24 protein-coding genes are annotated in these 24304 nt (G+C 61.6%); 10 read left to right on the plus strand and 14 right to left on the minus strand.

Annotation, left to right across the window (positions count from 1 at the left end; translation table 11 throughout):
• Nucleotide 1: 1 nt before the first annotated feature.
• The 5 genes from mnmG (at nucleotide 2) to KP001_RS16770 (ending at nucleotide 6453) form a co-directional block, all read left to right on the plus strand.
• On the plus strand, nucleotides 2-1876 hold the full coding sequence (gene mnmG, locus KP001_RS16750; protein WP_217286714.1) for a tRNA uridine-5-carboxymethylaminomethyl(34) synthesis enzyme MnmG: 1875 nt from the start codon (nucleotides 2-4) through the stop codon (nucleotides 1874-1876).
• Entirely contained in the window at nucleotides 1873-2526 is a 654-nt protein-coding gene (rsmG, locus tag KP001_RS16755; RefSeq protein WP_217286715.1) for a 16S rRNA (guanine(527)-N(7))-methyltransferase RsmG, read from the plus strand. Before mnmG ends, rsmG begins: the two co-directional genes overlap by 4 nt.
• A gap of 793 nt (nucleotides 2527-3319) precedes the next feature.
• Nucleotides 3320-4192 carry a 4-hydroxy-tetrahydrodipicolinate synthase gene (gene dapA, locus KP001_RS16760; RefSeq protein WP_217286716.1) on the plus strand — a complete coding sequence of 291 codons (873 nt, stop codon included), beginning with the start codon at nucleotides 3320-3322 and terminating at the stop codon, nucleotides 4190-4192.
• A gap of 172 nt (nucleotides 4193-4364) precedes the next feature.
• Nucleotides 4365-5168 (plus strand): 4-hydroxy-tetrahydrodipicolinate reductase, encoded by an 804-nt coding sequence (gene dapB / locus KP001_RS16765; RefSeq protein ID WP_217286717.1) that lies wholly within the window; start codon nucleotides 4365-4367, stop codon nucleotides 5166-5168.
• Nucleotides 5169-5220: 52 nt separating this feature from the next.
• Nucleotides 5221-6453, plus strand: coding sequence for an LL-diaminopimelate aminotransferase (locus tag KP001_RS16770; RefSeq protein WP_217286718.1), 1233 nt, complete (start codon nucleotides 5221-5223; stop codon nucleotides 6451-6453).
• Nucleotides 6454-6549: 96 nt separating this feature from the next.
• Here the strand turns inward: KP001_RS16770 and KP001_RS16775 are convergent, their stop codons facing one another.
• On the minus strand, nucleotides 6550-7059 hold the full coding sequence (locus KP001_RS16775) for a type 1 glutamine amidotransferase domain-containing protein (protein WP_217286719.1): 510 nt from the start codon (nucleotides 7057-7059) through the stop codon (nucleotides 6550-6552).
• Nucleotides 7060-7259: 200 nt separating this feature from the next.
• Nucleotides 7260-8183, minus strand: a complete 924-nt coding sequence (locus KP001_RS16780) for a helix-turn-helix transcriptional regulator (protein WP_217286720.1) — start codon at nucleotides 8181-8183, stop codon at nucleotides 7260-7262.
• 176 nt (nucleotides 8184-8359) lie between these two features.
• Here KP001_RS16780 and KP001_RS16785 point away from each other — a divergent pair, with 176 nt between their 5' ends.
• A complete protein-coding gene (locus KP001_RS16785) occupies nucleotides 8360-8632 on the plus strand; it encodes a cytochrome c7 (protein ID WP_217286721.1) in 273 nt (90 codons plus the stop codon).
• A gap of 169 nt (nucleotides 8633-8801) precedes the next feature.
• Here the strand turns inward: KP001_RS16785 and KP001_RS16790 are convergent, their stop codons facing one another.
• Nucleotides 8802-9899, minus strand: a complete 1098-nt coding sequence (locus KP001_RS16790) for a phosphotransacetylase family protein (RefSeq protein ID WP_217286722.1) — start codon at nucleotides 9897-9899, stop codon at nucleotides 8802-8804.
• Between the two features lie 153 nt (nucleotides 9900-10052).
• Here KP001_RS16790 and trhA point away from each other — a divergent pair, with 153 nt between their 5' ends.
• Nucleotides 10053-10721 (plus strand): PAQR family membrane homeostasis protein TrhA, encoded by a 669-nt coding sequence (trhA, locus tag KP001_RS16795; protein ID WP_217286723.1) that lies wholly within the window; start codon nucleotides 10053-10055, stop codon nucleotides 10719-10721.
• A gap of 13 nt (nucleotides 10722-10734) precedes the next feature.
• Here the strand turns inward: trhA and KP001_RS16800 are convergent, their stop codons facing one another.
• From KP001_RS16800 to KP001_RS16815, 4 genes are all read right to left on the minus strand, one after another.
• Entirely contained in the window at nucleotides 10735-12132 is a 1398-nt protein-coding gene (locus tag KP001_RS16800) for a radical SAM/SPASM domain-containing protein (protein ID WP_217286724.1), read from the minus strand.
• A gap of 25 nt (nucleotides 12133-12157) precedes the next feature.
• Complete coding sequence (locus KP001_RS16805; RefSeq protein WP_217286725.1) at nucleotides 12158-12580, minus strand: hypothetical protein; 423 nt, start codon at nucleotides 12578-12580, stop codon at nucleotides 12158-12160.
• 72 nt (nucleotides 12581-12652) lie between these two features.
• Complete coding sequence (locus KP001_RS16810; RefSeq protein WP_217286726.1) at nucleotides 12653-13093, minus strand: hypothetical protein; 441 nt, start codon at nucleotides 13091-13093, stop codon at nucleotides 12653-12655.
• A 264-nt stretch (nucleotides 13094-13357) separates the two neighbouring features.
• Nucleotides 13358-13642, minus strand: a complete 285-nt coding sequence (locus tag KP001_RS16815) for a cytochrome c7 (protein WP_217286727.1) — start codon at nucleotides 13640-13642, stop codon at nucleotides 13358-13360.
• A gap of 148 nt (nucleotides 13643-13790) precedes the next feature.
• Here KP001_RS16815 and KP001_RS16820 point away from each other — a divergent pair, with 148 nt between their 5' ends.
• Nucleotides 13791-16202 carry an ATP-dependent DNA helicase gene (locus tag KP001_RS16820; RefSeq protein ID WP_217286728.1) on the plus strand — a complete coding sequence of 804 codons (2412 nt, stop codon included), beginning with the start codon at nucleotides 13791-13793 and terminating at the stop codon, nucleotides 16200-16202.
• A 251-nt stretch (nucleotides 16203-16453) separates the two neighbouring features.
• On the opposite strand, the gene KP001_RS16825 is transcribed toward KP001_RS16820, so the two are convergent.
• From KP001_RS16825 to KP001_RS16855, 7 genes are all read right to left on the minus strand, one after another.
• Nucleotides 16454-16894: a rhodanese-like domain-containing protein gene (locus KP001_RS16825; RefSeq protein WP_217286729.1), complete on the minus strand. Its 441-nt coding sequence runs from the start codon at nucleotides 16892-16894 to the stop codon at nucleotides 16454-16456.
• Nucleotides 16895-16964: 70 nt separating this feature from the next.
• Nucleotides 16965-17708 carry an acyl-CoA dehydratase activase gene (locus KP001_RS16830; RefSeq protein WP_217286730.1) on the minus strand — a complete coding sequence of 248 codons (744 nt, stop codon included), beginning with the start codon at nucleotides 17706-17708 and terminating at the stop codon, nucleotides 16965-16967.
• A 2-nt stretch (nucleotides 17709-17710) separates the two neighbouring features.
• On the minus strand, nucleotides 17711-19003 hold the full coding sequence (locus tag KP001_RS16835) for a double-cubane-cluster-containing anaerobic reductase (RefSeq protein WP_217286731.1): 1293 nt from the start codon (nucleotides 19001-19003) through the stop codon (nucleotides 17711-17713).
• A 307-nt stretch (nucleotides 19004-19310) separates the two neighbouring features.
• Nucleotides 19311-19580 (minus strand): hypothetical protein, encoded by a 270-nt coding sequence (locus KP001_RS16840; protein WP_217286732.1) that lies wholly within the window; start codon nucleotides 19578-19580, stop codon nucleotides 19311-19313.
• Nucleotides 19581-19699: 119 nt separating this feature from the next.
• On the minus strand, nucleotides 19700-19954 hold the full coding sequence (locus KP001_RS16845; RefSeq protein WP_217286733.1) for a GSU3529 family protein: 255 nt from the start codon (nucleotides 19952-19954) through the stop codon (nucleotides 19700-19702).
• The gene (locus KP001_RS16850; protein ID WP_217286734.1) at nucleotides 19938-20294 is read right to left on the minus strand and encodes a DUF134 domain-containing protein; all 357 of its coding nucleotides are present in this window, start codon (nucleotides 20292-20294) and stop codon (nucleotides 19938-19940) included. The genes KP001_RS16845 and KP001_RS16850 overlap by 17 nt, the downstream gene beginning before the upstream one ends.
• Nucleotides 20295-20296: 2 nt before the next feature.
• Nucleotides 20297-20677, minus strand: coding sequence for a NifB/NifX family molybdenum-iron cluster-binding protein (locus tag KP001_RS16855; protein WP_217286735.1), 381 nt, complete (start codon nucleotides 20675-20677; stop codon nucleotides 20297-20299).
• A 283-nt stretch (nucleotides 20678-20960) separates the two neighbouring features.
• On the opposite strand from KP001_RS16855, the gene KP001_RS16860 reads away from it, so the two are divergent.
• On the plus strand, nucleotides 20961-22679 hold the full coding sequence (locus KP001_RS16860) for a transporter substrate-binding domain-containing protein (protein WP_217286736.1): 1719 nt from the start codon (nucleotides 20961-20963) through the stop codon (nucleotides 22677-22679).
• A complete protein-coding gene (locus KP001_RS16865) occupies nucleotides 22669-24072 on the plus strand; it encodes a sigma-54-dependent transcriptional regulator (RefSeq protein ID WP_217286737.1) in 1404 nt (467 codons plus the stop codon). Before KP001_RS16860 ends, KP001_RS16865 begins: the two co-directional genes overlap by 11 nt.
• Nucleotides 24073-24304: the final 232 nt, after the last annotated feature.

Here is a 24304-nt window from a genome sequence, read left to right on the forward strand (position 1 = left end):
CTTGATAGTTTATGACAAGAAATATGACGTGATCGTGGTAGGCGCAGGACATGCCGGCTGCGAGGCGGCCCTCGCCGCGGCGCGCATGGGGCAGTCCACCCTTATGCTCACCATCAACCTGGACGCCATCGCCCTGATGTCCTGCAACCCGGCCATCGGTGGTCTTGCCAAGGGACATCTGGTCAAAGAGATCGATGCCCTCGGCGGTGAGATGGGTCGCAACATAGATGCTACCGGCATCCAGTTCCGCGTGCTCAACACCAAGAAGGGGCCGGCCGTTCGCGCCTCCCGGGCCCAGGCGGACAAACAGCTTTACCGTCTGCGCATGAAACACGTGATGGAGCAGCAGGACGACCTGGACCTGAAGCAGGTCGAAGTGACCGGACTGGTGATCGAGGGAGACGAGGTGGTAGGCGTCGATACCCGCGGCGGCGTCCGCTTCCTGGGCAAGACCGTCATCCTCACTACCGGCACCTTTATGCGCGGTCTCATCCATATAGGCCTTGTCAATTACCCGGGCGGCAGGGCAGGGGACCTTCCTTCCATCGGCCTTTCCGACGGCCTCAAGGATTACGGGTTCGACGTCGGCCGTCTCAAGACCGGCACCCCTGCGCGCCTGGACGGCAGGACCATCGACTTCGACAGACTGGAAAAACAGTACGGCGACGAGAACCCGATCCCGTTCTCGTTTTCGACCGAGCGCATAGAGCAGCCGCAGGTTCCCTGCCACATCGCCTATACCAATCCCAGGTCCCATGAGATCATCCGTAGCGGTTTGGACCGTTCGCCGCTCTACGCCGGGATCATCGAGGGGATCGGCCCGCGGTATTGCCCGTCCATCGAGGACAAGGTGGTGCGCTTCCCGGAGAAGGACCGCCATCAGACTTTCATTGAGCCCGAAGGACGTGAGACGGTCGAGGTCTATCCCAGCGGCATGTCCACCTCGCTTCCCATCGATATCCAGTGGGCCTTCTACCGGAGCATCGAGGGTCTGGAGCGGGTCGAAATCATGCGTCCCGCCTATGCGATCGAGTATGACTATGTCAATCCGATCCAGTTGCACGCCTCGCTGGAGACCAAGTTGGTGCGCAACCTCTACCATGCCGGCCAGATCAACGGCACTTCAGGTTACGAGGAGGCCGCGGCGCAAGGGCTCATGGCCGGTATCAACGCGGCCCTCAGGGTACAGGGGAAAGATCCCCTGGTACTTGGACGCAGCGAAGCCTATATCGGCGTGATGATCGATGATCTGGTGACTCTTGGGACCAAGGAGCCGTACCGCATGTTCACCTCGCGAGCGGAGTATCGCCTGTTGCTGCGCGAAGACAACGCGGACCTGCGCCTGAGGGAAAAGGGACACGAGATCGGGCTGGTGAAGGAGGAGGTGTACAGTTCTTTCCTCGCCAAGAAGGAACTGATCGAATCGGAGCTGGCGCGTCTTTCCAAGGAAAGGCTGACTCCTTCGGCTGCTGGTGAAGACCTGCTGGAGGAATGGGGATTGGCAGGAATGCAGAACGCGATCAGCTACGAACAGCTGTTGCGTCGCCCAGAATTCACCTGCCAGGATCTCTCAAGGGTCTATCCGGCCATCATGGATCTGCCGGAACAGGTGCGTGAGCAACTCGAAATCCAGATCAAGTACCAGGGCTACATCCAGCGCCAACTGGAGCAGGTCGACCGCTCCGCCAGGCTGGAAAGCACCAAGATTCCCGATGACATGGACTACGGCACCATCTCCGGCCTTTCCGCGGAGGTGCGGGAAAAGCTCGCCCGTTTCCGTCCGGACACCCTGGGGCAGGCGTCCCGCATCCCCGGCGTCACGCCTGCGGGAATCACGATCCTGTCCATAGCGCTGAAGGCGAGGTATGGCCGATGAACCAGCGTGCCAAGGATCTCCTGAAAAAGGGGGGCGCTGAACTGGGGCTCGACCTGACACCGTCCCAGTTGAACGCCCTTGACCTCTTCGCCGAGGAGTTGAAGAAATGGAACCGCAAGATCAACCTCACCGCCATCACCGATGACGAAGGTATCGCGGTGAAGCACCTGGTGGACTCGCTGAGCCTGCTGAAAGTCGTGCACGGGCCTGGATCCCTGCTCGACATTGGTTCCGGTGGCGGCTTTCCCGGCATTCCGGTGAAGCTGGTGCAGCCCGATCTGGAGATTGTTTCCGTCGATGCGGTGGTGAAGAAGATCAGCTTTCAGAAGCAGGCGGTGCGCCTGCTGAACCTGGTAGGCTTCGATGCGCTGCATGTACGCGCCGAGACACTGACCGCGCAGTACGCGGGACATTTTGATTGGGTTGTCTCACGCGCCTTTTCGGATATTCCTTCCTTCGTTGCCATGGCCTTGCCGGTTTTGAAGGAGGGGGGACGCATCGTCGCCATGAAAGGGAAGAACGCGGCCGAGGAAGTCACCGCTGCTGCTGGTGAGTTGGAAAAATTTGGCGCGCGGGTCGAGTCGGTGCAAGATTTCACTCTTCCCTGCTCCGGCGACGCCAGATCGCTGGTTATCATCATGAGAAAATGATTAGTCTTTGCTAATTTTGCTTAAAACGAGCAAAAAAGGCCATAGGAGCGGTTTTAGCTGTCAAGGGAGGTCTGTGGTTGCGGTGTGGCGAGAACGGCTGTTTTAGGCAGTAAAATGGCAGCCTAAAATTTGTGCAATTTCTTGTAAAATCGTCCCTGTCTTCTTCTCGCTCAGTCGCAGGTGAGAGGGGGGACCGAAGGCAGGTCGAAGACAGGGGGGCGTTGCCGGTTGCGACGCCCTCACCCCGACCCTCTCCCAGAGGGAGAGGGAGGATGGACACCAACACTCGCCCCTCTCCAAAAGTGAGAGAGAGATGATGGACGCCAACACTTGGCCCCTTCTCCCAAAGTGAGAGAGAGGATGGACACCAACACGTGGCCCCTTCTCCAAAAATGAGAGGGAGGATAAACACAAACACACGATCACCTCGCCCAAGGTGAGAGGAAAGATGGACACCAACACTCGACCCCCTCGCCCTCCGGGAGAGGGGCAGGGGTGAGGGCTGCTTTCACTTCAGATGAAACACCGGCAAATATTCCGGGGCAAGGCGCATGATGCTCTGGGAGGTTTTCCTCTTTGAAACCCTGTTAAGCGAGCTCAATCTCAGTGATTCTCCGGTCGTGACGCGGGAAAAGCGGTCAGCATTACTTTGACTTTTTATCTCTTTATATGTTAGAAATAAAAACTTTTTTTGTTTACGACGACAGCGAAACCTGGTGCAACAGGACGCGTCGCAGCAGGACACTCCATAAACACCCCAGACATTCACATAGCTCTAATGAGGAGGTAAACCATGTTTCACGGAAGTATCGTTGCCATCGTGACGCCGTTCAACAACCACGCGGTGGACGAGGAAAAACTGAGGGAACTCGTCGAGTTCCAGATTGAGAACGGCACCGATGCCATCGTGCCCTGCGGCACCACCGGTGAGTCCTCCACCCTCAGCTATGAGGAGCACGACAGGGTCATCCAGATCGTGGTTGAGCAGGTCAACAAGAGGGTTCCCGTCATCGCCGGCACCGGCTCCAACTCCACCCACGAGGCCATCGAGATCACCAAGCACGCCAAAGAACTTGGCGCGGACGGTGCCCTGCTGGTGACTCCTTACTACAACAAACCGTCCCAGGAAGGCCTCTACCGTCATTACAAGGCCGTCGCGGACGCGGTTGCGCTCCCCCAGATCCTGTACAACGTACCGGGCCGTACCGGCGTGAACCTGCTGCCGGAAACCGTGGCGCGGCTCGCCGAGCACCAGAACATCGTCGCCATCAAGGAGGCAACCGGGTCGCTGCAGCAGGCTTCCGAGGTGCTGGCGCTTTGCGGCGACAAGCTCGACGTTCTCTCCGGCGATGACTTCATCACCCTGCCCATCATGGCGGCGGGCGGCAAGGGGGTTATCTCGGTTACCGCCAACATCATGCCCAAGGAAGTGTCGTCCCTGGTCGACGCCTTCAACGCCGGTAACCTGGAGGAGGCGAGGAGGCTGCACCTGTACCTCCTGAAGATATCCAACGCCATGTTCATCGAGAGCAACCCGGTTCCGGTCAAGGCCGCGGTTTCTCTCATGGGCAAGTGCAGCGACGAAGTCCGCCTGCCGCTGGCCCCGCTCATGGAGGCCAACAAGGCGAAGCTCGTGGCTATCATGAAGGAATACAAGCTGATCTAAAAGGTGGAGCCCCCTTCACGTGGGTGAACTGTAAAAGCGGGCGAATGATTATTCGCCCCTACAGTGATCGTGGTGTCGGAAAAAGATGGGGATTTGTGGGGGCGAATAATCATTCGCCCAGCCCTAGCGCCTCACGAGGGCTGTCGCCATCATCAAAATAATGGAGAAACCAATGGTTAAAATAGCTGTTTGCGGGGCAGCCGGCCGCATGGGTGGCCGCATCATCGCAGCCATAAGGGAGTCCGAGGGCGTGGAACTCTCCGGCGCTCTGGAGCGCCCGGGCCACCCGATGGTGGGGCAGGATGCCGGTTACAATGCTGGGTTGGGCGCCATCGGCGTCCTTATCAGCGACGATTTGAACGCAACGGTACAGGGGTGCGACGTCCTCATCGACTTCACAGCTCCCAAGGTGTCCCTGAAAAACCTCGAAGTCTGCGCCCTTTACAAGAAGTCCATCGTCATCGGCTCCACCGGCTTCACCCCCGAAGAGCGCGCGCTGGCGGCGGAGCTTGCCCGCGAGATCCCTGTCATCATCGCTCCCAACATGTCGGTAGGCGTCAACGTCTGCTTCAAGGTCCTCGCCGACGTGGCCAAGATCCTGGGCGAGGACTTCGACGTCGAGATCGTGGAGGCCCACCACCGCCTGAAGAAGGACTCCCCCTCCGGGACCGCGGTCAGGATGGGCGAGGTCGTGGCCAATGCGCTCGGGCGCGACTACAACCAAGTCGCCAACTACCACCGCGAGGGGATCTGCGGCGAGCGTACCCATGACGAGATCGGCATGCAGACCGTGCGCGGCGGTGACATCGTCGGCGAGCACACCGTATACTTCATCGGCATGGGCGAGCGCATCGAGCTCACCCATCGCGCCCATACCCGCGACATGTTCTCTCGCGGTTCGGTGCGCGCCGCCAAGTGGGTGGTGACCGCCAAGCCGGGCGTGTGGGACATGCAGGACGTGCTGGGGCTGAGATAAGTGATACAGGCTGCCTGGTGGCCGCCGTTTAGTTTAATTCTGGAGGAAATACGTGGCAAAGATAAACGATAACTACCTGAAACTGAAAGCAGGTTACCTCTTCCCGGAGATCGGGCGCCGCGTGCGCGCCTTCGCCGCCGCCAACCCGGAGGCGAAAGTGATCCGCCTGGGGATCGGCGACGTGACCCGCCCCCTGGCCCCGGCCGTCATCAAGGCGTTCCACGAGGCGGTGGATGACCTCGCCACGGTCGAGAACTTCGCCGGATACGGTCCCGAGCAGGGCTACGACTGGCTCATCAACGCCATCATCGAGAAGTCCTACAAGCCGCTCGGCGTCGACCTGAAGACCGAGGAGATGTTCATCTCCGACGGCTCCAAGTGCGACTGCGCCAACATCCTGGACATCTTCGCGCTGGACAACGTGGTGGCCATCGGCGACCCGGTCTACCCGGTGTACAACGACACCAACGTGATGATAGGCCGCACCGGCGAGGCGGACGAGAAAGGGTACTACAAGGGGATCGTCTACCTTCCCTGCACCGAGGAGAACGGCTTCATCCCGGCGCTCCCGACCGGCAAAGTGGACATCATCTACCTCTGCTTCCCCAACAACCCGACCGGCACCGTGGCCAGCAAGGCGGAGCTGAAGAAGTGGGTGGACTATGCCCTCGCCAATGACGCCGTGATCTTCTACGATGCCGCCTACGAGGCGTTCATCACCGATCCCAACATCCCGCACTCCATCTACGAGGTGGAAGGGGCGAAGAAGTGCGCCATCGAGTTCCGCTCCTTCTCCAAGACCGCCGGCTTCACGGGCGTGCGCTGCGGCCTCGTGGTCGTGCCGGAAGAGGTCATGGGGACCACCGAGAGCGGCGAGAGATACTCCTTCAACAAGCTCTGGCTGCGCCGCACCACCACCAAGTTCAACGGCGCCTCCTACCCGGTGCAGAAGGCCGCTGCCGCGGTCTATTCCGAGGAGGGGTGGAAACAGAACAAGGAAATCATCGACTACTACATGGAGAACGCGCGCATCATCCGCGAAGGGCTCGCTGAAGCCGGGCTGACCGTGTACGGCGGCGTGAACGCCCCCTACATCTGGCTCAAGACCCCGAACGGGCTCTCCTCCTGGGACTTCTTCGACAAGCTCCTCAACGAGTGCAACGTGGTGGGCACCCCGGGGAGCGGCTTCGGCCCCGCCGGCGAGGGGTATTTCCGCCTCTCCGCCTTCGGCAACCGCGACAACGTCATCGAGGCGGTAGAACGGATCAAGAAGAACCTCAGGTAACAGTGGCAAATGCACGTAATGAAAAGGCGGCTCCCGATCGGGAGCCGCCTTTTTTTCGTCAAATCTCGCAGAAGCTGTTTATTCACCCGCATGGATTTACCCTTGCGCCTTCAGCATCCTGGTCAACTCGCGGCAGAAGGCCGGGAGATCGTCAGGCTTTCTGGAGGTGATCAGGTTGCCGTCAACCAGCACCTCGATGTCCTGGTATTGGGCCCCGGCGTCGCGCAACTCGGGGGCGACGGACTCGTAACAGGTGGCCTTGCGACCCTTGAGCAGCCCGGCGGATACCAGGATCTGCGGGCCATGGCAGATGGCCGCTACCGGCTTCTCCGAGGCCATGAAGGCACGGGCGATTTCCTGGACCGCAGGGATGTTCCGGATCGCGGCCGGTGCCTTCCCTCCCGGGAGCACCAGGATGGCGTAATCGGCAGCGTGGATGTCGGAAAAGAGCTTATCAACCGGCACCTCGTATCCGTGTTTGCCGTGGATGGTGCCGGGACTTTCCGACGCCACCACGACTGAGAATCCCACCTCACGTAGCCGGTAAAGGGGAACCAGCAGTTCGGTATCCTCGAAGTTGTCGGCGCTCAAGATCAATGCTTTCATGATACCTCCGGTCTTAAAATTTAATTAGGCTAGTGCCGCCTCGGTCAGGCACGCCGAAAGGGCCCAGGTACGACGGACACAGTTTACCATGCGCCTGGTGATTGGCATGAGCGGAAGTAAAAAAAGCTAATGATCCGGGCGGGGTGACACTTCTAGCAGGGGAGGGGGGAAAGGGACGAGAAGGTGGAAGGGTAGAGGGGTTACTTCAACACCGTGTAGCCGTGCTTGGCGTCCCAGCGGTAGCCTTTGCCGCTCCAGATCGCCTCGATGGTCTTCCAGTCCAGCCCCAGTCCCTTCATCTCCTCGCAGATGTAGTAGGCGGGCATGATCTCGTCGTCATCGATGCGGCCGTCGCCGTTGCTGTCGGCCCAGTGGTAGGAGCCGATATGGATGGCGTTGGAGCCGCCGACGGCCTCGGTCCGGTTGGAGGAGCCGGCGCTGTGAATGACAATCTCCCCTTTAAGGGCGGCGTCCTTGCCGGGGGGGAAGGTGGCCGGGATTTGGAGGGTGAAGGACGCGGTGATCGGCGTTACGCCGCTGGGAACCAGCCACTTCACCTCTGAGTTCGACGACGAGGAGGGAGGGACCGATTTGACCAGGCGGGCGCCGGCGGGGAGCTTTTCCCTGAGGATGAAGCCAAACTGGGTCCCGGGTTGACGCGCCACCTTGATCTGCACGGGAAAAACCTCCCCAGGTGCGGCGAAACGCGGCGTCCAGCGGGTGGCGCTGGGGGGAATGACTGGCTGACGAAGCACGAAGAACAGGAGCAGGCCCAGCAACAACGTCACAAGGAGGACGACAATGGCTATTACGGCCGTCCTCTGGCCTTTGGACGGGGTGGGGGGAGGTTGAGTTGAACCTTCTTCCGGTTCGGGGGAATCCGGGCGCAGGACCTCCTCGAGGGGAACCTCCAAGGCATCAGCCAGCTTCTGGGCGTTATCCCGCTTGATGGACGGGTACCGGTTGTTCTCCCAGCGGGAGATGGTATCGGTGGTCACCCCGACCACGCTTGCCACGTAGAGCTGGGTGAGTTTCTTCGTCTCTCGTATGGTCCTGATCCGGATGCCGTCGATGGCGACGCTGGGCTGGAGAGACTTTTCGGCTTTGTCGTTGGTTTCCGCCATTACAACGCGCTCCGCTGGTAAAACGGGAAATTTGGTGCGGTGAACGACCCGACATGGCCCCTTTGGGACCCGACATCGGGTCGAATTGCTATAGATGTCGATACCGGGGCGGTCGACCAGATGCTATTTTTACCACAGTTCGGAAGCAAAAAACCCAAAAAGAAAAGGAGCAGACCATGAAAAAGGTAATTGTAGCTGCAGCCCTCGTCGTCTTCGGTGCCGGAGCGGCACTGGCGGCGGACGTAGTCACCCTTCCGGCCAAGAACGGCAACGTGACCTTCAACCACAAGAAACACCAGGAAGCCTTGAAGGACTGTAAGGTGTGCCACGAGAAGGGACCGGGCAAGATCGAGGGCTTTGGCAAGGACTGGGCGCACAAGACCTGCAAAGGGTGCCACAGCGACAAGGGTGCAGGTCCGACCAAGTGCGCGGACTGCCACAAGAAGTAGTCAAAACGACCAGCGTGAGCCGTGCCCCACCGGGGGACGGCGCAAGGCGGCTCTCCAATGGAGGCCGCCTTTTTAGTTTTTGGGACGTCTTTTGGTTTCCTACCTTAGAGTCCCTTCTGCCGCGCACCCTCTCTCTCCAGAAAGCTCAACACGGTTCGCTCACATCGTGCTACTGCGCGAACAACGCGTCGATCGCGTCGAAATCGAGACGCTCTTCGGCGAGGGACCGGATCAGGTTCAGCTTCTCGGTGTCCTTCGCCGTCAGCTTGGAAACATCCTCGGTGATGAGCTTGTAAAGGTCGGTGGTGGTCTGGTTGGTACGGAAATAGGGGATGTTGCTGCGGTCGATGATGCGCTGGGTGATACCGCTGACCGGTGCCTGGCCCGAGATGACCAAACCGGCGATCTGCTGATGGAACTCGGGCATCTGGTACAGGTTGGCCAGGGTCACCAGTAATTCATCCCGGCTGCTGGTGACGAGCAAAAGCGAGGAATCGCGCAGCATCTCGGTAACCCTCTGCGTCGATGCGGCGCCTATCTGCACGTGGTGGATGATACGCTTCACCTCGCGGCGGTTGCCGTGCAGAGGCAGGTCGAGGAGACGCGCGACCCTGACCAGGGAGGGGTTCGCAAGCACCGGCTTGTAGTCGAAGCCGCCCAGAACGGAGAACGGCTGGTCGATGAAAGCGCGCCCCAGGTAATCAAGGACCGTTTCACGCTTGTCGGTGAAAAGCTTGTTCACGAGGACCCCGCGCACGTCGGCCTCTTCGAGCTTGAAGAGTGCCGTATTCATGGCGAGCGTGTCTATGACGTTCCCCACACCTCCACCACTCAGCATCAGGACGGGGGCATCCAGCATCTTGGCGATGCGTGCGTTGGAGAGGTTCAGCACGGACCCGACGCCGGGATGGCCGGAACCCTCGATGACGATGAAGTCGCAGTGCTTCTCCAGTTCGGCGAAGCTGGTCATGATGCAGTCGGCGAGTTCCGGGAGGTTCAGCTCGCCGTCAATGGCCTGCCGCGAGGTCTCGGGGTAGACCACCACCGGCGACATGTAGCGCAGATCCTTGGTCAGGTCGAACACCTGCGCCATCAGGGCAGCATCCTTATCGACGGGAATGCCGCGCAGGACGGTGGGCTTGGGCCCCAGTGGCTTCATGAAGCCGACCCGGCCGTATTTCTTCTGGGCAAGGTGCAGCAGCGAAACGCTGATGGTCGTCTTGCCGATGTTCTGACCCGATGCCGCGATGAAAATCTTTCTGGCCAAGGCTATCCTCCGCTCCAATCACATGAGAATGCTGTAAACGCGATGTCATGATCGTATCGAAGCAGCGGCTTGTCAAGCTGAAAGGGGGCGGAGGCGTTTGCGGGAAGGAGGAAGTCGCTGTATCTTAGGGTGGTGCTGCCATCGGGGGGTGACATGGAAGACGACGACCTGAAACAACGCCTGTTTCACTACACGGAGACCGAGGAGTTGGCCAACCGCTGGACCCATGGCATCGGGCTGCTCCTGAGCGCGGTGGGGGCAGCGGCACTCATTGCCCTGGCGGTGCGCATCGGCGGGCAGGCGCGCATAGTATCGGCGGCGGTGTATGCCGCGGCGATGCTGCTCTTCTACAGCGTTTCAACCATCTACCACAGCGTGAGAAGGCCGCGCCTGCGCTACGTGTTCCGCATCCTGGATCATGCGTGTGTGTATTTCATGATAGCCGGAACCTACACGCCGTTTGCCATGGTGACGCTCCGGGGGGCGTGGGGGTACTGGCTGTTGGTCACGGTGTGGGGACTGGGGACGGTGGGGGCCTTTATGAAGCTGTACACCACGCACCGGCTTCCCTACCTGGGGCCCGCTCTCTACCTCGGTCTTGGCTGGCTGGTGCTGGTGGTCATCAAGCCGCTCGCAGCGGCACTCGCGCTCAACGGGTTACTGCTGCTCTTTGCCGGCGGCGCGGCCTACACCCTCGGTGTCCTCTTCTACCTCTGGGACCGCCTTCCTTACAACCACGCCATCTGGCACGTTTTCGTGCTGGTCGGTAGTGCCTTCCATTTCCTGGCCATATTCTGGTACGTGACGCCCGACGGGCGGTAAAAACGACCCCGGATCACCGTTCAAGGTGCCAGGGGCACCGGTCCAGCATCCGGGTGAGGGCGTAGAAGTAGACCTCGGCCCGGCCTCGCATGTTCTGACAGTACTCCGGGTGCGGCTGCCGGGCGTTTCCGGTCATGTCGTAGTGGGTGGCGTAGCAGCCGCCGGCGCAGTCGTAACGCAGCCAGCAGGCATGGCAGGGAGGTTGGCGGTCCACCTCGAACCCCTGCAGGGTCTGATGCAGGGAAAGGGAACCCTGCCCCGTCTGCCCCATGGCGAAGTCGGCACGTTCCACGAAAGCGATGCACGGGAATACCTCACCCTGACTGTTGATGGCGAGGGTGTTGGTGCCCGCGCCGCAGGGACGGGTGAAGCGGTTGGCGCGCTTGATCCGGTTGATGCTGTCCAGCAGATTGGAGACGAAGGGGATGTCCCGGGTGCTCTTGTAGCTGGCGATGTAATCGACGTAGTAATCAACAAATTCATGCAATTCCGACAGCTGCCTTTGTGGGGGGACTATCAGCTTCTCGTAGATGGGGTTTTGATGGTATCCCGGCTCGTGGCAGTACTCAAGTTGGATCCTCCCGACCCCAAGGGTCGTGAGGTGCAGGAAGGTCTCCAGATAGCTGTCGGAAAAAGTGGTAAGCGTGGCGCGGATCCCGAGGAGTTTCGGGTTGGGAAAGCTCCTGATGTTGTTGACGATGCGCTGCCAGGTTTCCTCCCCGTATTTGCCGGGGCGCTGCAGGTCGTGGATGCGCTGGCTGCCGTCCAGGCTGACCCCGACCTGGGTGAAGTAGCGGGCCAGATACTGCGCGGCGTGCCCTTCCAGGAGGGTGCCGTTGGTATCCAGGGTCAGGTGGAAGTTCTTGCCAAGGCGCGCCTCGTGCTTCAGGAGTTCGCGGGTGATTTGCTGCAGGACCTGAAAATCGAGCAGCGGTTCTCCGCCGTAGAAGTTGATGAAGATCTTCTCCGCCGTGGAGCGCTCCACCAGGGACACGATCAGCTGCGTCGCGCGCCGGGCGGTGTTCCACCCCATCACGCGGCCGGGTTTCCCGAAGGTGCCGCCCCGGTTCCAGCAGTAGCAGCAGGCCATGTTGCAGGTCTGGGCGAGGTAGATGGAAAAGGTCTGGTAGCTGTTTTCGCCGGGGGAGTCGTCCTGCTGGTGCGGTGCCGGAAGCGGGAGGGCCAGTTCGCGGTGGAAGAGGTACAGCAGCTCAACGTACAGCTCGGTCTCCCCGGGGGAGAGCGTATCTGGCGGCGCGGACCCTGAAGCCGGCAGGGTCGCTTCTGGTTGCGCGGGGAAGAACTCCCGGACCAGACGGGCCGCGAGCGGGCTGATCTGGTAGAGCTTTGCCGAGCGGCTGAAGAACAGGTAGGTCACACCTCCCTGATCGAAGGCATGGAAGTCGCTCATGACGGATCTCCGGCCGGGGCGCGGGTCATAACCTTTCGCTGTAGACCAACAGCCCGGTGGGCACCATACGGATGGAATATTTGCGGTCCATATCGATGATGAACCAGACCCTGCCGGACTGCTGCACGGTCAGCTTCGCCGCCGGGGAGAGCGGGGAGCCGTTGGTTTCGAACTCCTGCCGCACTTCCGGTGGAACCTCCCCCTGGTCCAGTCCCACCGCGTGTTCTAGTGGAAGCGAAAAGACATAGGTGTCGTTGGTCGGCAGGGTCATGCACACGTTGTTGTAGGCCCTGAAGTTCTCCATCTGCTGCGGTGTGATGCAACTGGAAACAAACTGGTCGGGCGACCAGCATTGGGCCCGCCGCGTGGCCGGCTCCCCCCCTCCCTCCGAGACAAGCCTGAGATGCCCGCTGTCGCCGCGCTCCCCACCCGCATTCTCTTCGGCCATCGCTCACTCCTTTCATTAATAGCATCCGGATGAGGACCTCCTCGGCCCCACAGCCGGGAATCGGGCACCGCCTCACGGCCGGGCCGGCTGCATCCCGGCGTACACCGCGATGCGCGCCGCGATCAATCTGACCGGGTAGGAGCGGGTTTCATCCGCCACCAGCCACAGCTTGCCGGGCTCCTTGACCGATACGGTCGCTGCCGGGCTCAAGGAGAGGCCCAGCAAAAGCAGGCGTTGACGCAGCAGGGGGGGGAGTATCCCGCGGTCCAGCTCCTCCGCGTGGTCGGGAGGCAGGGTGCAGATGGAGCTCTCAGGCGGCGCCGTCCCGGCAGCGACCGCGGCGGGAAAGACAGTGTGCTGCGCCTCGGTGGTGCAGTTCTGGGTGGCCTGGATGGAGTCGATGCAGACCAGTTCCGGGCTCCGGGCGTGGGTACTTCCCCCCTCGGAGATGAGCCTGATGTGGGAGGAGCCACCGGTTTCATGGTGGTGCAGGTCGTGGAAAGGGTCCCTCATGAGTGAATCTCCTCTGCCTCAACCTTTAATGTAGGAGCTTGGCAGCCCGGGGCCGCGCCGCACATCCCCGGCATACCTCGTAGGACCAGGGAGTTGGCAGCCGACGCAAGATAAGCAGGGAGAGCCGGGCGACTTCATTATCCGAAAAAATTAAAGAATGTCAATGTTGTCGGGAGGGTTCTAATTGATTTTATGCGGGAGGCGGAAACGAAAGCGGCGGAGGCCGTGGCCCCCGCCGAGGTGCGGATCGGGCGGGAAAGAGGGCTACTTCTTATGACACTCGTTGCACTTTGTGGGCCCTTTGGCCTTTTCGGTGTGGCACCCTTTGCAGGTCTTGTGTGCCCAGTCCTTGCCAAGATCGGCGATCTTGCCGCCCTTGTCGGTTTCGTGGCAGTTGGTGCACTTCATCTCGGGCATGTCCTTGTGCTGCTTGTGCGGGAAGGTCACGTTACCATTCTTGGCCGGGAGCACCACCACGGTCTCGTCAGCGGCATAGGCGAATCCGGCACAGAAAAGGGTCAGGACGGCGGCTGCAATGGCTCTTCTCATGTTTTGCTCTCCTTTTGGCTTGTAATTAGAAATACGCTGAAGAGCATACCCTCTAAACGAGCTATTGCAACGAGCCGCGGATTCTTAACTTGACAAACGGGAAGCGGTCATTAGAAAGTGGCGGAGAATCAAGGGGCTAACAGACCGCATGAAACCAGCAAGCGACATCATCAACATCCCCGTAGGCTATTTCGCCCTCCCAGTGCCGCGTACCGGGAGCATCGAGCCCCGCTCGGGGTACGACCGCTCCACCAGCGACGGACAGGAGATCCATCAGCGGGTACAGCGGAGGCGGGCGCAGGAGGATTCGCGCTACCAGGGGGAGGTGGCGGTGGGGCGCCTGCTGGAGCGCGGCGGCTTCCGTTTCCAGATCAACGGGCGCATGGACGGTTTCATCGGCCACGAAGATCCATCGATCGAGGAGATCAAGAGCTGCTTCAACCTGTGGGAACTGAAGCGGCGCTTGAGCGGCGGATCGCTCGAGGAGCCGTACTGCCTGCAGCTTTTCACCTACGGCTACTTCCACTGGCTGGAGCACGGCGTGGTGCCGAGGCTATCCTTCCATCTCGTCTCTTCGCGCAACGGGCAGTCCGCCGACCTCGAGGTCCGGCTCGACCTGGAACAGTACCAAAGCTGGCTCGATGAACGGCTGGACGAGTTGGTCCTGGAAGCGGCCGCCGCGGCCAAAAGGGCGACGCGCAGGCGGAAAGTGGCGGCGGCGTTTCCATTTCCCTTCGAGAAGCCGCGCCCGGGACAGGTCGAGCTGATGCGGGAGGTCGAGCTGGGGATGGCGCTGGGGCGGCGCATGCTGATCCAGGCTCCGACCGGGCTGGGGAAGACGGTGGGCGTGCTGCATCCGGTACTCCGCGAGGCGCTCGGACGGGGGCAGGCGGTCTGCTACGTGACGCCCAAGAACAGCCAGCACGAGGTGGCCGAGGACGCGGTGCACAGGTTCCGCGAGGCGGGAGCCAAGCTGCGCTCGCTGACCATCACGGCGAAGAGCAAGATCTGCTTCAAGGACGAGCCGGTCTGCACACCGGAGTACTGCGAGTACGCCCGCGACTACTACGCCAAGGTGGCAAGGCACGGCATCGTGGCGCAGCTGGAGAAGAAAAGGAGCCTCAAAAGCCGCAGTTTCCGGCAGTTCGGCGAGCAATACCAGGTCTGCCCCTTCGAACTGCAGATCGACAGCGCGAAACTGGCCGACGTGGTCATCTGCGACTACAACTATGTCTTCGCTCCGCGCTCGGCGCTGGGACGTGCCGCCGGTCTCCCGGTGGACCAGGCGGGCAAGCCCAACCTCGTGATCGACGAGGCGCACAACCTCCCCTCCCGCGCCATGGAATACTACTCCCCGAGGCTCTCCAGTGCGGTCCTGGAAGGGATGCGCGAGGAGCTGGCAGGAGTGCCGCCGGCGTTTCGGCGCGAGGCGGCTGGGCTTTTGGATGAGTGCGTCGCGGCGGTGCTCTCGTGCCGCCGCGGGGAGGGGGGGAAGGCGGCGAGGATCGAGCCGCCGCTGGCCATCTTCCTAGACCTGGACGGTAGGCTGCGCGGGCTTTTGTCACGCTACCTCGAGGCGGACCTGGAGATCAGGCAGGAGGACCCCGTCCTGCGCCTTTGCTACTACTGGTCGGAGTTCACCGAGACGCTGGAATTCGCGGTGCGCTCGGAGCGCCAGGAATTCTTCACCTCGTACCAGCCGCACGGCGGCGGTGGCAGCGTCAAGGTGACCTGCTGTGACGCCTCCGGGCTGATACGGGAGCGCTACGGCGAGTACCAGCAGGTGGTCGGCTTCTCAGCGACGTTGAAGCCGATGGAGTATTACGCCAAGCTCTCCGGCCTCGACCCGGACCAGGTGCGCTGGTCCGAGTTCCAGAGCCCCTTCCCGCCGCAACGGCGCAAGCTTTTGATCATCCCGCAGGTTTCCACCCGCTATTCCCAGCGCGAACGCAACTACGCCCGCATCGCCGATGCCCTGGCCCGGATCGTCGCACTCAGGCGCGGCAACTACCTCGCGTTCTTCCCAAGCTTCACGTTTCTCGATCGGGTCGCCGAACTGTTCCGGGTGCCGGAAGGGTTCGATGTGCTCCGGCAGGAGCGCAACATGAAGGGGGCGCGGACCGCCGAGTTCCTGGAGCAGCTTCGGTCGGGACTGGTACCGACGGTGGTCTTCGCGGTGCAGGGGGGATCGCTTTCGGAAGGGGTGGATTACGCGGGTGACATGGTGATCGGCGCCTTCGTGGTCGGGCCGCCGCTTCCCAACTACGACCTGGAGCGCGAGGAGATGCGGGCCTACTACCAGCGCCATTACGGCAAGGGGTTCGAGTACGCCTACACCATCCCCGCCATGTCCAAGGCGATCCAGTCGGCGGGGCGGGTGATCCGCTCCGAGACCGACCGCGGCGTGATCGTGCTGATGGACGACCGTTTCCTGGAGGAGGGGTACAGTTCCGCCATGCCGGCGGACTGGTTCGAGACGCGGGCGGACGAGCTGGTGTCCGGAGCGATCTTGAAGGATATCGGTGATTTCTGGGCGCAGCCGCAGGGGACAGAACAATAAAAAGGCCGCTTCTTTGGACAAAGAAGCGGCCTTTTGCTCTTTTGGGGGGCAATGTCTTAGAGTGAACTCCCCCTCCTTTGACGGGCCTGCGCGCCGAAGCCCTTCGTCCCGCGAAGGCGGGAGGAGAACCAACTGGAAAAGGGGACAGGCTACTTTTTCCACATAAAGTAGCCTGTCCCCTTTTCAGCTCCACCTCACCCAAGCCCTGAGGGGACAGGTACCTGGCGGAGCCAGTCCCCCGCCCTTACTAGTTATTTCCCTTGCGTAACCAAGGCCTGGTAGGGCCACCCCTGCATGCCGTCCTCGAGGATCAGCATGCGCGCCTCGGCAATCCCTTTCCCCTTCAGGTAGTCGTAGGTGTTCTTGGCTCCGCCGCCGCCACGGGGGCAGACGATGACGATCTCCTCGCGGGAAGCGGTCAACTGCGGCAGAACCCGGTCGAGCTTCTGCTTCTCCTCGGCAGATTTCACCGGGAAGGCGTTGGTCTGCAGCGCCCCTTTGAAGTGGTGCTGCTGGTACTCCGCAGGCACCTGTATGTCGACGATCTGCACCTTCTTGCCGGTCTCCAGCCACTTCTTGAAATCGGCGGGCGCGATGTAGTGGTAGTTGCCGCCGAAAAGGGCGCCGGCGAACGCGGCCGTCGCGGCCAGTGTCACCATTACTGCCAGGGTAAGTGCCACAATTCTTCTCATCTTTCTCTCTCCTGTTCCGTTTTCTATCGGGCCTACCGCCCGTGCTGCAAAAATAATGTGTCGCTGCGCCTCAGGAGCAGCCGGCGTGCAGTGCGGCGCCGAGAGCGCCCGTTATGGAAGGGTCCTCCGGGACCAGCACCGGAACCCGCAACGCCATCTCCAGCATCGCCACCAGTGTCTTGTTGTTGGCGACGCCACCGGTAAAGACCAGATGGTGGCAGTCACCGGTCTTGGAGACCATGGCCGCCAGCCGTGAGGCGACGGCCAGGTGCACCGAGCGGGCGATCTCAGCCGGGGGGATGCCCCTGTTCTTCAGGGAAATCACCTCAGACTCGGCGAAGACGGCGCACATGCTGTTGATGGGGGTGCTGGCATCTGCCTTCCCCGCGGCAAGGCCGAATTCGCCCAGGCCGTATCCCAGGGACACCGCCATCATCTCCAGGAACCGTCCGGTGCCGGCCGCGCATTTGTCGTTCATCTGGAAGTTGACGATGCGCCCGTTCTCGCTCAACTGGATCACCTTGCTGTCCTGCCCTCCCACGTCGAGAATGGTGCGGCAGTGGGGGAACAGGTGCCTCGCTCCAAGGGCATGGGCCTTGATTTCCGTGATGATGTCGAGTTCGGCGTGCTGCTGCATGAGGTGCCGGCCGTAGCCCGTGGCCACGACGCGCGCCGTGGGGTGGTCGCCAAGCAGCTGCAGGGCCTGGCGGTGCGGCTCGAAGCCGCTTTCGACGACGCGGCGCTGCAGCACGGCACCACCTTTCAGGGCGACGGTCTTGATGGTGCGCGAGCCGAGGTCGATCCCAACCTGCATGGCTACCCCCTGATCTGTTCCAAAAATGCCTCGACGCGGGTCTGCAGCTGCCCTACATCGTCAGGCGAATAATCGGTTTCTATCGACATGAAGGGGATCCCCCGCGCCTCGCAGGCCTCCCTCAATTTCACCGCTTCGATGTTGTAGGTGTGGCAGAACTGCAGGCAGTAGTCGATGATCCCCTCGGCGCCGGAGGCCTCGTACTCCTTAAGCACCTGCGCGATGCGGTCGTCGTTGGGGGTGAAGCAGGAGCAGTCGATCTTCATGTAGCGCTCGGTGAGCCGTTCCAGTTGCTGCTCCAGGTCCGTGGCGCCCTCGTCGATCAGGTCCTTGTAGTAGCGGGTGCCGATGCAGCTCTCCTCGTTGACCACGATGGCGCCGGCGGATTCGATGATGTGGTGCAGCTTCCAGTTGGGAAGCGCCATCGGGGTGCCCGAGACCATGATGCGCGGCGTCGAGGCCGGCGCCACCGCGATGCCGTTACCGATGCGCTGCTCGAGTTCGTCGCACAGTTCGTGCACCTTCTGCGCGAAGCGGACCGGCTCGTCGTAGAAGGCGATCTGCTCGATGAGCAGCATGTCCTTCCCGCTTATGGGCGAGGGGTTGTGGTGGCGCAGGGCGTTTAGGCGCTGCAGGGCGAAGCGCTTGGCGTTGATGGTCTTGATGCCGGCTGCCACGGCATCGAAATCGGCGACGGTATCGGTGATGCGATCCACGGCGGCCTTGAAATCCTTCACCTCGTCCAGCCAGAGCCGCTTGTCCCGCTCCCGCTTCATCTGGGGGATCTCCATGACGTGAGTGGGGACGTAGCGGTCCAAAAGCTCCCAGGTCTTCTTCTTCGCGTCGCAGGTGGTTTCACCGTAGACCAGGTCGACCACCTGGAAATAGGGGCAGATCTTGCCGACCTTGAAGCCGAAGGCGGACTTGACCATCGGGCAGATGTTGCGCGGCAGAATTTTCTCGGCGTCGGCAATGGAGCCCTGGGCGCCGCCGCAAAGCCCGATGCAGATGCCCCCAGCGGCGATCACCAGTTCCTCGGGGACGTAGACGCAGAAGGTGCCGATGACCGGTTTTCCCCCCTGCTTGGCGTCGTAGATCTCCCTGATGCGCCCTGTGTGGATGTTTGCCACCATGTCGTCGAAGTACGCCATCCTTTCGGGGCGGTTGTGCTGCGACAGGAAGATGTTCTGGTAGGCGTTGGTCAGCATGGGAGGCATTCCCGCAAAGCGGGCCACGTCCATGCCAAGCTTTTCCCACAGCTCCGGATCGGACTTCACCTGAAAACCGTTACTCATCGCATTCCCTCCGAATGGCTCATAGAAATATGAACATTTATATATGTTTACCATGAAGAGAAGTCAAACTGTTAGTTTCGATGGAAACGTTGAAGTCAATCGTAAAAAGCGATCACTAGAAGTGGCGGGGAGGGCGAGGGGAAGCGGGAACCTTGTCCAGGAAGAAGCGGTGGTGGGAGCGGGCGTTAAAAGAAAAGCCCCCGCGGGGTGCGGGGGCTTCGGGTGCAGTATGCGCCGTCTACCGGTTTGCCGGCCGGCGGCGGTGGCTTTGCGCTGCCTGTGAACGGGTGCTGCCGGCGTGAGGGGATCACTCCTGTTCAGAGGGGTCACACTCATCAGGCGCATCAGGGCACCCCTGTTTTTGGCGCAGGCACAGTTTCACCTTCCTGATCGCCTCCTGGTCGCCGGGGAAAGGATCGAAAAGAGCGTGCTCTCCCGTTTGCTTGTAGATCTGGTACCTGTTGCAGCTTTGGTAGTCGCCAAAGCAGAGCTTGCTTTGAATGTACTCGGCAGCCTTGGGAAGGTCTTTCATGTTGTCTTTGAAGAACTGGCAGCATTCGACGAGTTCGCACGCCATCACACACCTCGATTCACAATAAATTGCAGGGCAGGCCGATCCGGCCATGCGCAGGGCGCCGCGGGTGCCGCGGGTGCCGCTCAAGCGGTGGCGGCAGAGCCGCGCTGTTGGACCCCCGGCTAATCCCGGTTGCGCAGCCGGTCCAGCGTCGCCGCTATGGTGGCGGCAGTGACGGAGTCACCGAAACAGCCGGCCCCGGCGTAGCTGTCAAAGTCCTCTACCTGCTGGAGGAGAAGCCTGTACAGGTCCGTCGGTGCCGGCCCGGGTACGGGGGATGCGCTAAGAGCGACGATCTCCTCGACCAGCCACTCCGGGAGGTCCGCTTCCTCGTGCTGTCGCCTTGCCGTCTCGGCGAGCTTATCCAGGAAATCCATGGAAACTCCTCCACGTGCCGGGAGGGCAGGCGGTAGAAGCGTCATCTCCCGTCCACCCCGCCGAAATCGCCAGCGCCTTTTGCTGAACGAGGGCTTGAGCGACCTTGCTGCGCGCAGCAGCGAGCAGGCGCTGTACCGTGCCGCGGGAGACCCCCATGCAGACGCCTGCCTGCTCCTGGGTCTTCCCCTGCCCGTCGCACAGGTGCAGGGCATCCAGTTCATCATGGGCAAGCCGGACCAGGTCCAGATCACTGAGCGGGATGCCCGCCGGTTTGAAGAGCGCGGCGAAGCCGGAGCGGTGCGGGCAGATACAGGTTCTGGGCTTGCGCGGGCGGGGCACTGCTAGTGAGAGCAGCCGTGGCCGTGGCTATGGCCGCCGCAGGTATGGCCGGGGAGGTACTCCTGCAGCTGGTTCGCCCGAAAAAGCGCGAGGTTGTCGGCCACCGTACCCGCCAAAGCCCTGAACACCCTCATCCCGGCTGCGTTCAGTTTGTGCAGCGCACCGCCGCCGATCCCGCCGACCACGACAGCGTCCACCTCATGCCCTGCGAGCCCCGCAACCGGGTTGCAGGCACCATGCTGGTGTATGCGGTCGCCGTTGACGATGGCGCTGCATGCGCCGGTTACGCTGTCCACCACGACGAAGCCCGGTGCGGAGCCGAAATGGCCGTAAACTGCGCTGGAGAGGCCGAGGTTCTGTTCCACTGGAAAACAAATTTTCATGAAATATCTCCATGTGTAGTGTGCATATGCACATGGCACAAGTAACATTCAAAAATGCATATGTCAATATCTTTGAAGGAAAAGATGGCATTTTCTCCAGTAACCAGTGCGGGATTCTGGGGGGAGAGAGCGCCTGGCGAGGACGTACCGGGATGACGCGCAGGATATTTGTTTTGACGCGAAGTTACCCCAGGTGTTATAAGTTGCGCGAACTCCCCCTCACTCTCATGTGCTCCTTCCTTTGGCGATGCCGGCAACCCGTTACGCACAGGAGCCTCTTGCCATGTTGACCCGAATCCTTTTGCTGCTGATCGTTCTGGGCCTGACCGCCTCCGGGGTACACGCCGAACCACCACCGGGGCGTGACCTGAGCGTCATCGTCGTGGGCGGCAACAGCAACTATCCTCCCTACCAGTTCCTGGACAAAAACGGCCACCCCGCCGGCTACATCGTGGACCTTACCAAGGCGATCGCCCGGGTCATGGGGATGCAGGTCGAGATCCGGCTGGACGACTTCGGCAAGATCCTCAAGGAGCTGGACAGCGGCGACATCGACATCCTCGAGGGGCTCTCTTACTCTGAGGCGCGGGCGAAGGAATACGACTTCTCGACGCCGCATTCCATCATCGTCCAGGCCATCTTCGCACGGAAGGGGACCCCCGCGGTGAAGAGCCTGGAAGAGCTCAAGGGGAAAAAGGTGCTGGTGCACCGCGGCGGCGGGATGCACAGCTACCTGCAGGAACGGCACTACGACCCCGACCTGGTGCTGACCGACAGCCCCCGCGAGACCCTGCAGCAACTGGCGGCCGGGCAGTGCGACTATGCCGTGGTGGCCCTGCTGCCGGCCATGTACATCATCCGCGAGGAGAAGCTCTCCAACCTGGTGCCGGTTGCGACCAACGTGGCGCCGCAGCGCTACTACTGCTACGCGGTGAAAAAGGGGAACGCGGAGCTGGTGGCCCAGATGAACGAAGGGCTTTCCATCCTCAAGAAGACCGGGGAGTTCAACCAGATCTACGACAAGTGGATCGGCGTCCTCGAACCTCAGCGCACTTCGTGGGTCACGGTGGCGAAATACGCGGCACTGGTGGTGATACCTCTCTCCCTGATCCTGGCGGCGACGGTGCTCTGGTCGTACTCCCTGCGCCGGCAGGTGGCACAGCGCACGGAGTCGCTTTCCAACGCCCTGGCCGAGCTGCAGAGAAACCAGCAGCAACTGGTGCAGGCCGACAAGATGGCGGCACTCGGCATCCTGGTATCCGGGGTGGCCCACGAGATCAACAACCCCACCGGCATCATCCTGATGAACATGCCTACCCTGAAGAAGATATTCAGGGATGCGGAGCGGATACTGGACCGGTACCAGGAGGAAGAGGGGGAGTTCACCCTGGGGGGGATACGGTACCAGAGGGTGCGGCAGGAGGTGCCGCAGATCCTCGACGAGATGCAGGACGGCGCCCAGCGCATCAAGAAGACGGTCGAGGACCTCAAGAATTTCGCCCGCAAGGACGACGAGGCACGCAAGGAGCTGCTGGATTTCAACCACGTGGTGCAGACGGCGGTACGCCTGGTGGACGTGGCGACGCGCAAGTGCACCAACAATTTCAGCGCCTATTACGGCGAAGGGCTGCCCCCGGTGTTCGGCAACGAGCAACGGCTGGAGCAGGTGGTGGTGAACCTGGTCATGAACGCGGGGCAGGCGCTGCCGGACCCGGGCAAGGCTATCTCCCTGGAGACGAGCCACGATGCCGGCAGCGGCCGGGTGATGCTCACCGTGCACGACGAGGGGACGGGAATCTCTCCTGAGCACCTGAAGCATCTCACCGACCCTTTCTTCACCACCAAGCGCGAGAGCGGGGGGACCGGACTGGGACTCTCCATCTCGGCCAACATCATCAAGGACCACGGCGGCGAACTCAGCTTTGATTCCAGCCCCGGCAAGGGGACGACGGTCACCCTCGCGTTGCCGGCTGCCGTGACAGGGAGCGAAAATGGACAGTGAACTGTACCCCTGCTTCAAGGTGCTGCTTGTCGACGACGAACCGGCCTGGCTGCGCTCGTTGTCGCTGGCGTTGGAGAGCAGTTCCGGGATCACCAACGTGGAGCTTTGCAGCGACAGTCGCAAGGTGCTGGATATCCTCGCCAATGGGGATGTCGCCCTGGTTCTGCTCGATCTCACCATGCCGCATGTTTCGGGAGAGGACCTCCTGGTCCAGATCGCCGAGCGTTTCCCTGGGGTGGCGGTGATCGTCGTGAGCGGCATGAACCAGGTGGGCAAGGTGGTCAACTGCATGAAGCTCGGTGCCTACGATTACTACGTGAAGACCGATGACGAGGAGCGCATCGTCTGCGGCGTCCAGCGTGCCATCAAGCACCTGGAACTGCAACGCGACAACAAGGAGATGGCCCGGCGTTTCGTCTCCTGCGAACTGCAGCACCCCGAGGCGTTTTCAGCCATCTGCACGGCGGACCGGGCCATGCAGGCGCTCTTCGCCTACATCGAGGCCGTGGCCGTCAGCCCGCTCCCGCTTTTGATCACCGGCGAGAGCGGGTCGGGAAAGGAGCTCCTCGCCCAGGCCACGCACCGGTTGAGCCGCTGCCGGGGCGATCTCGTGGCCGTCAACGTCGCCGGCCTCGACGACACCGTGTTTTCGGACACCCTATTCGGCCACGTGCGCGGCGCCTTCACCGGTGCGGAAGGTGTTCGCCGCGGCATGATCGAGGCGGCAGCCAACGGCACCCTGTTCCTCGACGAGATCGGCGACCTGAGCATCGCATCCCAGGTGAAGCTTTTGCGGCTGCTCCAGGAAGGGGAGTATTTCCCGCTGGGGAGCGACCAGCCACGGCGCCTCAAGGCGCGCATCGTGGTGGCGACCCACCAGAACCTGGAGGCCAAGGTCGCGCAAGGGAGCTTCCGGTGCGACTTGTTTTACCGGCTGCGTACCCACCATGTGGATGTGCCGCCGCTGCGCAGCCGCAAGGGGGACATACCGTACCTGCTTGACCTGTTCCTGGAGGAGGCTGCCGCGATGCTCGGCAAGAAGAAGCCGACTCCGCCCCCGGGACTGGTGCAGCTCCTCTCCACCTACAGCTTCCCGGGCAACGTCCGCGAGTTGAAGGCGATGGTCTTCGACGCGGTCAGCACGCACAAGGAGCGCATGCTCTCGATGGATTCCTTTGCCAAGGCCATCAGCGCCGGCGGCGGCGTTGCGGAACGGGCGCCGGACCAGAACCCGTTTGCCGGTTTCGAGCCTCTCCCCACCTTCGCCAACGCTGCCAATTACCTCCTCGATGAGGCGATGAACCGCGCCGGCGGCAATCAGACGCTGGCGGCACGGCTGCTTGGCATATCCCAACCCTCCCTCTGGAAACGCCTCAAACTGGCCCGCGGATGAACCCCTATTGCCGGAGTCTATAGCTATAGACTCCGGCAATAACGCTGTAACTCCCGATTAACACACGAACAACCCACCTCCTCACGGGAAGCTCCATAGCCTGAGTCTATAGCCGTTACTCCCCTCCCTATTTTAAATTCCTGTGTAATTGTAAGCGCTTACCTTCAATTCAACCTTTGGTATCGATCCTGCTCTAACTAGATCAAAAGCGATCACGGGGCCATGCGCCCCA

This window comes from Geomonas subterranea (genome assembly GCF_019063845.1).
Classification (GTDB): domain Bacteria; phylum Desulfobacterota; class Desulfuromonadia; order Geobacterales; family Geobacteraceae; genus Geomonas; species Geomonas subterranea.

What these genes read in the sequence shown, in the direction of transcription:
- KP001_RS16840 (WP_217286732.1), bottom strand. Translation starts at nt 19,580, where the DNA reads ATGGCGTGCGAACTCGTCGAATGCTGCCAGTTCTTCAAAGACAACATG.
- dapA (WP_217286716.1), top strand. Translation starts at nt 3,320, where the DNA reads ATGTTTCACGGAAGTATCGTTGCCATCGTGACGCCGTTCAACAACCAC.
- KP001_RS16815 (WP_217286727.1), bottom strand. Translation starts at nt 13,642, where the DNA reads ATGAGAAGAGCCATTGCAGCCGCCGTCCTGACCCTTTTCTGTGCCGGA.
- trhA (WP_217286723.1), top strand. Translation starts at nt 10,053, where the DNA reads ATGGAAGACGACGACCTGAAACAACGCCTGTTTCACTACACGGAGACC.
- KP001_RS16835 (WP_217286731.1), bottom strand. Translation starts at nt 19,003, where the DNA reads ATGAGTAACGGTTTTCAGGTGAAGTCCGATCCGGAGCTGTGGGAAAAG.
- KP001_RS16780 (WP_217286720.1), bottom strand. Translation starts at nt 8,183, where the DNA reads ATGGCGGAAACCAACGACAAAGCCGAAAAGTCTCTCCAGCCCAGCGTC.
- KP001_RS16775 (WP_217286719.1), bottom strand. Translation starts at nt 7,059, where the DNA reads ATGAAAGCATTGATCTTGAGCGCCGACAACTTCGAGGATACCGAACTG.
- rsmG (WP_217286715.1), top strand. Translation starts at nt 1,873, where the DNA reads ATGAACCAGCGTGCCAAGGATCTCCTGAAAAAGGGGGGCGCTGAACTG.
- KP001_RS16830 (WP_217286730.1), bottom strand. Translation starts at nt 17,708, where the DNA reads ATGCAGGTTGGGATCGACCTCGGCTCGCGCACCATCAAGACCGTCGCC.
- KP001_RS16820 (WP_217286728.1), top strand. Translation starts at nt 13,791, where the DNA reads ATGAAACCAGCAAGCGACATCATCAACATCCCCGTAGGCTATTTCGCC.
- KP001_RS16805 (WP_217286725.1), bottom strand. Translation starts at nt 12,580, where the DNA reads ATGGCCGAAGAGAATGCGGGTGGGGAGCGCGGCGACAGCGGGCATCTC.
- KP001_RS16860 (WP_217286736.1), top strand. Translation starts at nt 20,961, where the DNA reads ATGTTGACCCGAATCCTTTTGCTGCTGATCGTTCTGGGCCTGACCGCC.
- KP001_RS16785 (WP_217286721.1), top strand. Translation starts at nt 8,360, where the DNA reads ATGAAAAAGGTAATTGTAGCTGCAGCCCTCGTCGTCTTCGGTGCCGGA.
- dapB (WP_217286717.1), top strand. Translation starts at nt 4,365, where the DNA reads ATGGTTAAAATAGCTGTTTGCGGGGCAGCCGGCCGCATGGGTGGCCGC.
- KP001_RS16865 (WP_217286737.1), top strand. Translation starts at nt 22,669, where the DNA reads ATGGACAGTGAACTGTACCCCTGCTTCAAGGTGCTGCTTGTCGACGAC.
- KP001_RS16800 (WP_217286724.1), bottom strand. Translation starts at nt 12,132, where the DNA reads ATGAGCGACTTCCATGCCTTCGATCAGGGAGGTGTGACCTACCTGTTC.
- KP001_RS16825 (WP_217286729.1), bottom strand. Translation starts at nt 16,894, where the DNA reads ATGAGAAGAATTGTGGCACTTACCCTGGCAGTAATGGTGACACTGGCC.
- KP001_RS16845 (WP_217286733.1), bottom strand. Translation starts at nt 19,954, where the DNA reads ATGGATTTCCTGGATAAGCTCGCCGAGACGGCAAGGCGACAGCACGAG.
- KP001_RS16855 (WP_217286735.1), bottom strand. Translation starts at nt 20,677, where the DNA reads ATGAAAATTTGTTTTCCAGTGGAACAGAACCTCGGCCTCTCCAGCGCA.
- KP001_RS16810 (WP_217286726.1), bottom strand. Translation starts at nt 13,093, where the DNA reads ATGAGGGACCCTTTCCACGACCTGCACCACCATGAAACCGGTGGCTCC.